At 43.2% G+C, this 11434-nt stretch carries 9 protein-coding genes; 7 read left to right on the top strand and 2 right to left on the bottom strand.

Annotation, left to right across the window (positions count from 1 at the left end; genetic code table 11):
- Nucleotides 1-59: 59 nt before the first annotated feature.
- Both L1D50_RS16950 and L1D50_RS16945 read left to right on the top strand, forming a co-directional pair.
- Nucleotides 60-881, top strand: a complete 822-nt coding sequence (locus tag L1D50_RS16950; RefSeq protein ID WP_128726542.1) for a hypothetical protein — start codon at nucleotides 60-62, stop codon at nucleotides 879-881.
- A 15-nt stretch (nucleotides 882-896) separates the two neighbouring features.
- Nucleotides 897-1739 (top strand): hypothetical protein, encoded by an 843-nt coding sequence (locus L1D50_RS16945; RefSeq protein WP_128726543.1) that lies wholly within the window; start codon nucleotides 897-899, stop codon nucleotides 1737-1739.
- Between the two features lie 17 nt (nucleotides 1740-1756).
- Here L1D50_RS16945 and L1D50_RS16940 read toward each other — a convergent pair whose 3' ends face one another.
- Nucleotides 1757-3139 (bottom strand): pyridoxal-dependent decarboxylase, encoded by a 1383-nt coding sequence (locus tag L1D50_RS16940; RefSeq protein WP_239966458.1) that lies wholly within the window; start codon nucleotides 3137-3139, stop codon nucleotides 1757-1759.
- Nucleotides 3140-3234: 95 nt separating this feature from the next.
- Here L1D50_RS16940 and L1D50_RS16935 point away from each other — a divergent pair, with 95 nt between their 5' ends.
- Together L1D50_RS16935 and L1D50_RS16930 are read left to right on the top strand one after the other, a co-directional pair.
- On the top strand, nucleotides 3235-4629 hold the full coding sequence (locus tag L1D50_RS16935; protein ID WP_239966457.1) for a PLP-dependent aminotransferase family protein: 1395 nt from the start codon (nucleotides 3235-3237) through the stop codon (nucleotides 4627-4629).
- Between the two features lie 41 nt (nucleotides 4630-4670).
- Nucleotides 4671-5252: a nucleoside deaminase gene (locus tag L1D50_RS16930; RefSeq protein ID WP_128726546.1), complete on the top strand. Its 582-nt coding sequence runs from the start codon at nucleotides 4671-4673 to the stop codon at nucleotides 5250-5252.
- Nucleotides 5253-5306: 54 nt separating this feature from the next.
- Here the strand turns inward: L1D50_RS16930 and L1D50_RS16925 are convergent, their stop codons facing one another.
- Nucleotides 5307-6344: a LacI family DNA-binding transcriptional regulator gene (locus tag L1D50_RS16925; protein WP_128726547.1), complete on the bottom strand. Its 1038-nt coding sequence runs from the start codon at nucleotides 6342-6344 to the stop codon at nucleotides 5307-5309.
- 381 nt (nucleotides 6345-6725) lie between these two features.
- Here L1D50_RS16925 and pgi point away from each other — a divergent pair, with 381 nt between their 5' ends.
- The 3 genes from pgi (at nucleotide 6726) to pgl (ending at nucleotide 10782) form a co-directional block, all read left to right on the top strand.
- On the top strand, nucleotides 6726-8372 hold the full coding sequence (gene pgi / locus L1D50_RS16920) for a glucose-6-phosphate isomerase (RefSeq protein ID WP_128726548.1): 1647 nt from the start codon (nucleotides 6726-6728) through the stop codon (nucleotides 8370-8372).
- A gap of 230 nt (nucleotides 8373-8602) precedes the next feature.
- Nucleotides 8603-10072 (top strand): glucose-6-phosphate dehydrogenase, encoded by a 1470-nt coding sequence (gene zwf, locus L1D50_RS16915; protein WP_128726549.1) that lies wholly within the window; start codon nucleotides 8603-8605, stop codon nucleotides 10070-10072.
- Nucleotides 10072-10782 carry a 6-phosphogluconolactonase gene (gene pgl / locus L1D50_RS16910; RefSeq protein ID WP_095729954.1) on the top strand — a complete coding sequence of 237 codons (711 nt, stop codon included), beginning with the start codon at nucleotides 10072-10074 and terminating at the stop codon, nucleotides 10780-10782. Before zwf ends, pgl begins: the two co-directional genes overlap by 1 nt.
- Nucleotides 10783-11434: the final 652 nt, after the last annotated feature.

The raw sequence follows: 11434 nt of genomic DNA, 5'->3' as shown, positions 1-11434 counted from the left end.
CGGCTACACTAAAACGACATAAGAAACAGACAAGCCACATCAAGATTTAAGGAGCGAGTATGCCAACACCTCAACCAGGTACTGTAGTGAGCAATGCACAAACCAGAGCCGCTAATTTAACGACGACAAACAGCAATGAAGTGCCAGCGACTAAACAATTTGTAGTGAATGCTACCGGCAACTTATTTATCGCAAGTACGCTAAATAGTACCGCAGGTGGAAGTGTATTGCCGCAAGAAGCTGAAAATGCGTTTGGTGAAGTCAGCGTATTTTTTGCCGCGCTTACAAAAGCGATGGCAGAGGCTGGGACAAGTCTGTACGACTACGATGCACTCAATAAATTAGTCTCAAGCTCAGGTCTTTTTGTCAAAGTGACAGATAGCAATATTCAATTTGAAAGTAAGCAAAGTGGCGTTACTTTATCAAGCCAATTGATCCAGACGTTACTGGGGCTCAGTGGTAATTTAGCCTCCATAGGTAAATCATTGATGGATATGATCGCTGGTATGGGGCAAGCCTCGGTAAGTATCAGTGCGAGTTCCGACAGTCAAGACAAAAAGGTCGGGACGATTATTTTTGTTTGCGAATATTTACTTGGTGCTATTTCTATTGCGCCAATTGTTATCTCAGCGGATGCCAATGATGTCAAATCGGTGTGGCAAGCTGGCCCTTGTTTACAAGGCGGGCATACAGACGTGCAGTTAAGTCTGTGCAAATCAGTATACTTATTTGTGCCACCTGCATTTGTCAAGCAAGCGGCTTCGCTCAATGAGGCGATGTCAGATCCAGAGTTTAATAATCTGATTGAATCAATGCGCAGTGTCATAGCCGCACCCTCGCAAGCCACGGCAGCCAGTAAAACGACTAAAAAGGACAGTTAATGTTGGGAGTACATAATGTTCTCAACTTGGTTTAGCAAGCAAGATAAACCGTCAAAACCGCAGTCTCAGCCAATATATACTCCAATTACTAAACATTATGTGTTTAATGAAACGGGTAATATCATGTTGTGTGCCACGGCGGATAGCATTCAGAGCTTTGACACTGACTTAAAAAGTGCATTCGTTGATATTAGTGTGTTTTTTGCTGCGATGACAAAAGCGGTGACGTCGACAACAAATCCGGTGACGGGTAAGCCGTTTTCAATATTTAACTATCAAGCCGTGAAAAATATTTTGGTAGAGTCAGGGCTTTTCATTGAAACCAATGTGGAAGAAGGCACTTTTAGTCATGATGGCGTAGGTAATACGCTCGGCAAAGCGCTGTTTCAGCATGTACTAAATCGAGAGTTTTCTGAAAAGCAGCTGCCTTTTGCCAAGTCCATGTTTAATGGGATGCAATATCAAAGGGCGAAGATGGCAGAGCAATCTGAGATGACGGAAGCACAACAGCAGCTGTGCCGCAGTGGAAGCATCTTTTTTATTGGTGAGCTGTTGATGGGCGTGCCACAAACGTCGGCAATTTTGCTTAGTATCGAACCACAAAGTATTGCCCAGTCGACCGGCGATACCGAGAGTGACTGGCAAGACTTATTTTCGTTGGCTGGGTTAGATGAAGACAAGCATCAGCCCAAGCACATCGTGCGTCATTGGAAATTTAAAAAACGTACTTATCTATTTGTACCACCGCAGTTTATTTCTCATGCGGTGGCTGGACTTGGTGAGCAAAGCAATATCGATTTTGAGGAATACAGTCGCAAATTGGCGCAAAGTATCACTCCTAATCACAGCGTTAGCTAACTTCAAATATTATAATCTTAAAGCGCCTTAGCTAATTCGGTTAATGCGCTTTTTGCTATGTCTAAATCAACTTGCTCCGTTTGCCAATTACTGAGCGCAGCACGGATCACCTTCTGTCCTTGCCAACTCCCTGGGCTGACAAATATACGGCCGTCCGCATTAATGGCATGAAGGAGGGCGGTTGTCGCGTCGTCGTCTTTACCACTTGGCTTGAAAAGCACTACATTCAACTCTCCATAATAAACTAAATCATAGTCTGGAGAATCAGCAAACCAGTCTGCAAGTTGTTTAGTTTGCGCAATATTTTTGCTTACCCATTGACGGATCCCGTCTTTACCATAGGCAAGTAACGACATCCAAACGGGCAGTGCCCTAAATCGACGAGAGTTTTCTACCCCCATCGAAAAAAAGTCGGGGTCGGCTTTTGATGTGACTAAGTAAGGCGCTGGAACGTCGCAGCTTTCAACCAAGTAGCGCAAATGACGAGTGAGAAAGATCCCGCAGTCGTATGGCACATTAAGCCACTTGTGTGCATCTAAGGTGATGCTATCGGCTAACTCAAGCCCCTTAGTGCGACCTTGGGAACCGGAAACCAGACGCTCGAAAATGCCAAATGCAGCATCAACATGCAGCCAAGCTTGGTGTTTATCGCATAATCGGCGGATCTGAATTAAATCATCAAAATTAGTGCCAGTAACGGTGGCGGCACTGGCGATGACAATTTTTCCTTTGGCGTTACTTTTTTCAAGTGCTGACTCAAGCGCTGCGGTATCCGTAGCCTCATTGCCTGTTTGCGTTGCTACTCTAGTGATTTGGTTGCGGCCTAGGCCTGCAAGACCAAGCGCCTTAATCATACTCGCGTGGGGCGTCGCGCAAAAAACCTCGACTTCCAAACCGAAGGCCCCTTCCTCTGCCACATTGATCCCTTGTTGGTGTCCTGCAAACTGACGTGCTATGACTGCACCTAAGTAATTTGCCGCCGTTGCCCCTGTGGTAAAAAGACCATCAAAGCTTGCTGGTAGGTCGAATAATTCGGTTAGCCAGCGAATAGCTTGGCGTTCTATATTGGTTGCGATGGAGCCATCACCCTTTGAGACATTTTGGTCGTAGGTTGACACCAACCAATCGGCAAAAGTAGCGATTGGCGTTGCGCCGCCAGTGACGAATCCCCAATACCTAGGCCCAGTACTTGTGCTTAAGTTTGGTACCACTTGTTTACTAAAAATCTCTATCAGTGACTCAAATGCAATTCCAGACTCTGTGAGTGTTAGGTCGGGCGGAGCAATATCGCGACCTGCGACTGAGCGACTATTGCTCGACTCTATAAATGCCTCGGTAAGTTTAGAAAACTCAGTGAGTAATTGGGGTAATACTTGCCATTGGTTGTGTGTCATCGTCATGTGCCAATCCTATTTGTGAACGAATACTGGAATTACAGTGTAACTTCGGTAAAAATACAGTACAGATACAAAGTTCTTTGTTGTTAGGGGTACAGATGGCGAGGAAGTTTATTACATTAAGTGAGCAGGTGATTGCAGAGATAAACACCGGTGAACGTCAATGCGGTGAAAAAATGACTTCGCTTAGGATCTTTGCTAAGCAGCATGACGTGAGTATGAGTACTGCAATTAGAACCTATGAGGAATTACAGGATAATGGCTTTTTAGTTTCCCAAGAGAAATCTGGTTTTTATATTTGCAAACCAGCGGCTAAAAATAGCGATATTGACTTTGCAACGTTTAAAAGTGAAGTGAAATCTCCTAAAAAACGGTTAAGCTCCTCTGTTGTAGGGCTCAATACGATGTTATCAACGGTGCAAGTAGCGCCCGAGTTGATGCCCATAAATCGTCTGACTAAGTTTATAAAGCGAGCGTTCGACTCTCCTCAGTATCACCATTTTCATTATCCAAGCGCAATAGGACTGATGTCGCTCAGAGAGAATCTAACCGAGCACTTTAAACAAAAGGGGTTGGCGCTTAACCCTGATAATCTTGTGGTGACGAGCGGCTGTATTCAAGCCGTGATGGCGGGACTGCAGGCTGTCACAAAAGCGGGGGATTGTGTGGTGGTGCCGTCACCATGTTATCAAGGTTTATTGCAACTGCTTGCGACGCTACAACTCAAGGTGATTGAGATCCCAACGACACCGGAAGGACTCGATCTAGAAGCCTTAGAGCAGGTGGTGACAACGCAAAGGGTATCTGCGTGTTTGCTTACGGCAAATCACCAAAATCCAACGGGGCACAGTCTGTCCGTGCAACAAAAAGCATGGCTTGCAGACTTTGCTGCGCAGTATCAAGTGGCGATTATCGAAGACGACGTATTTGGAGAGCTGAGCCACAATCAAACAATGCCTTTACCAATAAAGGCATGGGATAAAGCCGGATATGTAATTTGGTGCAGTTCAGTGTCTAAGACATTAGCGCCGGGTTTGCAAGTTGGATGGTGCGAAGCTGGGCGTTATCAAAGCCAAGTGGTAGCGCTCATGCAGGCATTTCACGGCATGCCAAATCAATGTTTACAAATGGCGGTATCACACTTTATTGAGACAGGACATTATCAGCGTCATTTACGGGCGCTTAATCGCACTTTAGCTGGGCACTGTTTCGCTTACCAAACGTATTTGAAATCGCGTTTACCGGAGGGCTGTAAAATATCTTCCCCACGGGGTGGAATGGCATTATGGCTGAAACTGCCTAATATTGATTGTGATGTACTCGCTTCACGGCTCGCTGAGCTCGGGGTTGAAATTCGCCAAGGCAGCTTATTTACAAGTCGAGACTTGTATCAAGATCATCTTCGGATCAATTGCGGTTGGCCACTTGAAGCGGCAAAACCTTGGTTAGATAAACTATGTGATTGGGTACTTCATAATTACGCCAAATTATAGTGTTAAGCTCGGATCCTATAAAAGCGACAAGGAATTAAAAAATGACTGTATTACTCAACGCACAAACCCAAGTAAATAGTGAAGCGCTCAATGCCATTGCACATATGCCAACCAAGAGTCTTGGCGTATTACTCGATAGCGACTTTACGCGTAAGCTTTGCGATAAAGACTTTATGCACATTGCTGTTTTACTGGCAAAAAAAGGCTATGAAGAGGGCGGGTGCCCAATTGGTGCGGTTATTGTTGATAATGAAAGCAATCAAATTGTAGGTAAAGGACACAACACTTTAGTACAAGAGAGCCACCCATATAACCACGGTGAAACCTCGGCAATTCGAGACGCAGGAAGGGTTGATTTTAGTAAAACCACTTTGTACACCAGCTTAAGTCCTTGTGACGTATGTGCAACATTACTCTACATGCGTGGGTTTCAGCGAGTCGTGGTTGGGGATATCACAAATGCTTCAGGTAATGAGCCACTGCTTGAAAGCAAGGGCGTACAGGTTGATATTTTAGAAGATGAACAAGGTATTGAATTGTATCAACAATTTCGTGCTGAAAAGCCAGAGCAAGATTTAGAAGATTGGCAAGGTTTGGCGGCGGTTAACGCTCGTAAAGCCTAGGCAAGATTGATTTTTGAGATAGGTCGGCCTATGGGCCGACAACCAGCTAATCCGTTACTGAGTTATTCTACCTGTGCTTTCTCGAACCACTATGCTTGGTGTGAACACATGTGAGACCTCTTTATCATTTTTCCGATGTCCCCGTGTTTTAGAAAATAATAAACGCGCAGCATGTTCAGAAATAATGTTATTAGCCTGATGTGCGGTTGTAAGCTTAGGCCAAGTTTGGCGGGAGAATGGAGAGTCTTCGAAGCCACTGATAGACAGTTGACCTGGGATCTCTATGTTCATCAGCCGCGCAGCAAATAAAGCGCCAGCTGCAACCTCATCGTTACCACCTAAAATTGCTGTGATTTGGTTTGGATTGCCTTCGGCCAGCAATGCTTTAGCGCCCTTTACCCCAGATTCAAATGAGTAAGTACCGTGATAAAGCAGTGAGTCATCCTGTGTTATACCGTGGGCTTTTAGCGCATCACGATATCCTGCTAAGCGCTCTGCTGTTGATTTGTGTTCCTCATCCCCAAGTACAAAAGCGATGTTTTTGTGTCCAAGTTGGATCAAATGCTCGGTAATTTCATAGGCTGCAGCGTAATCATCAACAAAGATACAGTTATTTGCGCTATTTTTCGCTTCTTGCGCTCGACCTGAAAGCAGCCGTACGTAGTGAATGCCAAGTTCATCTAGCATATCAATAATAGCTTGTTGCTCGGATAGGGGAGGAGTCAAGACTAAACCCGCGAGACGCGAGCGCTTGATCATTGTGATGAACTCTTCGGCCATATTTTCCGAGTTGGACTCACATGGGTGGATAACGAGCTCATACCCTTCGTCTCTACAACGAGATAACACCCCATTTTGCATATCAATTACGTAATAGGCATTGGGATTGTCGTAGACTAAGCCAATTGCAAATGAAGAAGTACCAGCTAAGTTTCTTGCAGCAATATTGGGCTGATAATTAAGCTCTTTGACTGCTTGCATTACTTGATCGTAAGTTTTTTTTCTAACCGAAGGTTCTTTATTGATTACCCGCGATACGGTTTTCATTGATACGCCAGCTAGCTTGGCAACATCATTAATAGTGACTTTCATGTAGTTGTTCTTCTATTTACGGTCTGTATCGATCATTGTTAAGCACAGTGGAATAGTAGCGCTTTATGTATGCAGAAGCTAGCGCCCAGTTTCTACAATATTTAGCTCCTAAAGCGACCATTGGCTTAATAAAAGGATCATCTGTTTGTCTTAGTCTATCTAAGAAGTACGGAATTTAGCACTACAATTCACAGAAATAAATGAATGATACCGGTGTCAAAAATTTTATTTTAGGTTATTATTCGCAGTGTAAAATTGAAAAGAAGCAATTTGACAGCGTTGTCATTTTGGCATAATGTGCTTGTTTAGTCATGTTTCTTTGTTGTTACTACCTGAAAAGTAAGGTAACTAACAATCACTTACGTCTTAGGGGAGTGTGTTATGGGTGGTCGTGTAGATTTGGATAGTTGGCAAAAGCTCAGTAGTTCTGCGCAGCGAGTAGAGCAAGAGCATTTAAAAACAATGTTTGAAAACGATGCGCAAAGGTTTGAAAAGTTCTCTCGTCAAATCTCGGGTGTGTTGTTCGACTTTTCCAAGCAACGCATTGACGACCAAATATTCTCTGAGATGATGCAGCTCGCAAAAGAGAGTGACATCGCACTTTGGCGAGAAAGAATGTTCTCTGGTGAAAAAATAAACATCACTGAGGACAGAGCTGTTTTACATACGGCGCTGCGTAATCGTGCTAATACACCTATTTATGTGGATGGTGTAAATGTTACTGAACAAGTCAATGCGGAATTAGAAAAACTACAAGCATTTAGTAACAGAGTTCGTTCGGGCGAATGGCAAGGGTATACAGGCAAAGCCGTCAAAGATGTGGTTGCGATTGGCGTTGGTGGTTCTAACCTAGGTCCGCAAATGGTAACTGATGCGCTTGCCGCGTATGCAGATGACACGCTAAAAGTGCATTACGTTTCGAATGTTGATGGCGTACAGATTGCTTCGGTGCTGAAAGATTTAGACGCAGAAACAACCTTATTTGTTGTGTCATCAAAAACTTTCACGACCTCAGAAACTATGACCAATGCAAAGACCGCAGTTGAGTGGTTTTTGAACGCAGCTAATGATAAATCGGCAATTGCCAAGCACTTTGTTGCAGTGAGTACCAACCTGGAGAAAACCAGAGCGTTTGGTATTAGCGATGACAATGTGTTTACGATGTGGGACTGGGTTGGTGGTCGTTTCTCGCTATGGAGTGCAATCGGATTACCAATCGCACTCTATTTAGGCTTCGATAAATTTGTTGAAGTGCTTGAAGGTGCATTTGAAGTCGATGAGCACTTTAAAACAGCAGATAACGAGGACAATATTCCTTTGTTGATGGCGTTGCTAAGTGTTTGGAATACCAGCTTTTTGGGATATCAAGCACAAGCAATTTTACCTTATGATCAGGCGCTTCATATGCTACCTGCGTATTTACAACAAGGTGAAATGGAAAGTAATGGAAAGCATGTTACCTTTGCTGGAGAACAGGTGAACTATACGACTGTGCCGATTATTTGGGGCATGACAGGGATAAATGGCCAACATGCTTTTTATCAATGCCTGCACCAAGGTAATGTGATTGTACCTGCTGATTTTATCGCTTCCATTGAGCCGCAAAACAAAGTAGGTCAGCATCACGATATTTTATTGTCTAACTTCTTCGCTCAAACTGAAGCGATGATGGCGGGTGTAGATGCACAGCAGGTTCGTGAAGATTTAACGGCTAAAGGTAAGTCGGATGCGGAAATCGACAAGTTGATCCCGCATAAAATACACCAAGGTAACCGTCCAACCTCTTCATTTATTTTAGATAAGGTAGATGCAAAAGCAGTAGGCCGGCTAATTGCCCTGTATGAACACAAAATTTTCTGCCAAGGTATCATTTTGGATGTGTGTTCATTTGACCAATGGGGTGTAGAGCTTGGTAAAGGGCTTGCTTCAAATATTGAAGCTGAGCTAACGCAAGAAGGTGTTACTAACCCTCATGATAGCTCAACGGCGGGTCTAATCGCTTATTACAAGCAAAAGAGAACGAATTAATACTTCGAGTGGAACTTGAAGTAAACAGAATACCTTTGAACGGGTAGCGCTGGAGTACTTAGAACCTGTATTTTTGTGAGAGGAAATACAGGTTTCTAAGACTCATTTACTAGTGCATTGCAATAGAAATCATCACCCGTTACATAATGAGTTTGGTAGGCTTTGGAGTGGCTCCAAATCGAATAAACACTGCGTGCTTGTAGTGCACGCCTAACTTATGAGAGTGAACTATGCTTAATCCTTTTGACATCGTAATTTTTGGTGGGGGAGGCGATTTAGCACTTCGCAAACTCCTACCTGCTTTGTATCGTGCATATCAAGAAGGCAACTTACCTGAAGGCACTCGCATCTTACCGACCGTTCGTGAACAAAACAAACAACAAGAATTTATTGAAACGGCACATATCGCATTACAAACTCACCTTGGCAAAGGCGAATATAACAAGAAAGATTGGTCTGAATTTGAACAGTTTTTAGTCCCAGTGGTAGTCAATGTTACAGAAGAAGACGAGCATTGGGATACGCTAAAGAATATTTTGGCTGATGGCGAAGATAAGTCTCGTGTCTTTTACTTGTCACTTCCTCCTGCGGTTTATGGCCGTTGTTGTGAGCTACTTTCAATCAAAGGGCTCATTACCGAACAATCACGTGTAGTTGTTGAAAAACCTATTGGTTATTGCGGTAAATCGGCAGAAGAAATTAATGCAAAAATAGGTGAATTCTTCTCGGAAGAGCAAGTTTTCCGCATCGACCATTATTTAGGTAAAGAAACGGTTCAAAACCTGATGGCGCTTAGATTCTCAAACGCACTTTTCGAGAATTTATGGGATGCTAAAGCTATAGATAATATTCAGATCAGTATCTCTGAAACGGTAGGTCTTGAAAGCAGAGCTGGTTTTTACGACAAAGCAGGTGCGCTTCGCGATATGGTGCAAAATCACTTATTGCAACTACTTTGCTTGGTTGCGATGGAGTCACCACATAAACTGAATGCCAACAGCATTCGCACTGAAAAGCTTAAAGTATTAGAAGCGCTCAGACCGCTAATTGACTCGAATGTAGATAATAATGTTGTGCGTGGTCAATATGTGCCAGGTGACCTTGAAGGTAAGCTAGTGCCTGGTTACTTAGAAGAGTTGGGTGAAGGGTCGAGTAAAACAGAAACATTTGTTGCTATTCGTGCTCACATTGATAACTGGCGTTGGTCTGGCGTGCCTTTCTATTTAAGGACAGGTAAACGTATGAAAAAGCGTTGTGCTGAAATTGTGGTTGAATACAAGCCAGTTTCTCATAATGTTTATGGTGACTCGGCAGGTCCAATTCAGCCAAACCGTTTGGTAATAAGATTACAGCCTGAAGAAAGTATTCAATTAACGCTAATGTCTAAGCGTCTAGATAACCTTGAAATGCAACTAGAGCCAGTGACGCTAAATATCTCATTGAGTGAAAAGTATAACAATGGCTATCATTCAGATGCGTATAAGCGCTTAATGCTAGACGCCGCTGCAAATAACCCGGCTTTATTTATTCACCGTGACGAAGTGCGCCAAGCGTGGCAGTGGGTTGATCCAATCATTGAGCGTTGGCAGAGTAAAGGGGCTCCATCACTTTATCGTGCTGGCTCTTGGGGTCCTGAAGATGCTGATGAACTACTAGAAGAAAACAAACATGTTTGGTTCAACGCGGGAGAGCAAGCGTAATGGCACAGTTGACAGAAAGAAATTTCAGCTCCAAAGACGAAATGACAGCAGCGCTTGCAGAGCTACTTCAAGCTGGGATCAGTCAAGGTATTGAGCAAGACGGTGAAGCAGTATTGTTAGTGTCTGGTGGTTCATCACCGGCTCCAGCGTATCGTCACCTTTCTGGTGTTGAACTAGGCTGGGACAAAATTACGGTTGCTATGGTTGATGAACGTTGGGTCGAACCGGATCACGAAAAGTCTAACGAAGCATTTATCAAGTCGACATTACTGCAAGACAAAGCGGCGAATGCTCAATTTGTGACAATGAAGAATGCGGCAAAGTCGGCAGAAGAGGGAGCTGGTGCATGTGAGTCTGATTATGCGGCGCTAAAAAAGCCATTTGATGTTACTATTTTAGGAATGGGGCCGGATGGCCATACCGCCAGTTTATTCCCAAATGCGAAAGGTCTAGAGCACGCGTTAACGACCACAAATACCGTATGCGCAATTAATGCCCATCAAAGCGAAGTGACAGGCGAAATCACAGAACGTATGAGTCTGTCTCTTGCGGGGATTGCTAGTGCTAAGACGGTAGTTTTATTGATTTCAGGTGATGAAAAAAAGGCAGTGTATGAAGCGGCAAAACAACCCGGCTCAGAATATGAAGTACCACTGCGTGCTGTATTAAATCATCCTGATATTAATTTGACCGTATTCTGGTGCCCGTAACCTAAGATCATAGGTACTAGAAATAGTAGAAGGTAAGGTTGGCGTGGTAGCTAGCCTTACCTAGATTATTTGAGTCAACTGATTGAATACCTCTGGACATTAAGCTCGAAGCGACAATACTTCTTACTTCTTACTTCTTACTTCTTACTTCTTACTTCTTACTTCTTACTTCTTACTTCTTACTTCTTACTTCTTACTTCTTACTTCTTACTTCTTACTTCTTACTTCTTACTTCTTACTTCTTGCGAATAAAGGCAATAAATTTTTCCTATTCAAAGCATGACCCCGAGAAAATCAACAAGTCCCGTAATGGGGTATTCAAATTTGTGCAAAAGATAGTGATAACTAACTCGCTGATCTTAGATTTTATAGGCCTTTGTCATAAAAATTTCTCTTAAAATAACTAGACAGTACTTACAGATAAATCTATAATGACAGCGTTGTCATTGATATTGATTCTCATCTTTAGCTTCTGCCCAAGCTTGATGAGGGAATTGAATACACATCCCCTTGTGTGTATTCAGATAATTAAAATGTCCCTTTATTGAGACAATTCCATCTTAAAACTCTACAGCAGCAAAATTTTTTGTGCTATTCTCCATTCGTTTTTGTAACAAACCATATCTTGGCTATATTTAAGTCTATATTTATC

Source organism: Pseudoalteromonas sp. Isolate6, from assembly GCF_022398435.1.
Lineage (GTDB): Bacteria > Pseudomonadota > Gammaproteobacteria > Enterobacterales > Alteromonadaceae > Pseudoalteromonas > Pseudoalteromonas galatheae.
Note: the sequence above shows the minus strand (reverse complement) of the source record. Positions and strands in the feature narration are given on the sequence as shown.

Excerpts from the sequence above, each read along its gene's own strand:
- pgi (WP_128726548.1), top strand. The coding sequence starts at position 6,726 with ATGGGTGGTCGTGTAGATTTGGATAGTTGGCAAAAGCTCAGTAGTTCT.
- L1D50_RS16925 (WP_128726547.1), bottom strand. The coding sequence starts at position 6,344 with ATGAAAGTCACTATTAATGATGTTGCCAAGCTAGCTGGCGTATCAATG.
- L1D50_RS16950 (WP_128726542.1), top strand. The coding sequence starts at position 60 with ATGCCAACACCTCAACCAGGTACTGTAGTGAGCAATGCACAAACCAGA.
- L1D50_RS16930 (WP_128726546.1), top strand. The coding sequence starts at position 4,671 with ATGACTGTATTACTCAACGCACAAACCCAAGTAAATAGTGAAGCGCTC.
- zwf (WP_128726549.1), top strand. The coding sequence starts at position 8,603 with ATGCTTAATCCTTTTGACATCGTAATTTTTGGTGGGGGAGGCGATTTA.
- pgl (WP_095729954.1), top strand. The coding sequence starts at position 10,072 with ATGGCACAGTTGACAGAAAGAAATTTCAGCTCCAAAGACGAAATGACA.
- L1D50_RS16945 (WP_128726543.1), top strand. The coding sequence starts at position 897 with ATGTTCTCAACTTGGTTTAGCAAGCAAGATAAACCGTCAAAACCGCAG.
- L1D50_RS16940 (WP_239966458.1), bottom strand. The coding sequence starts at position 3,139 with ATGACGATGACACACAACCAATGGCAAGTATTACCCCAATTACTCACT.
- L1D50_RS16935 (WP_239966457.1), top strand. The coding sequence starts at position 3,235 with ATGGCGAGGAAGTTTATTACATTAAGTGAGCAGGTGATTGCAGAGATA.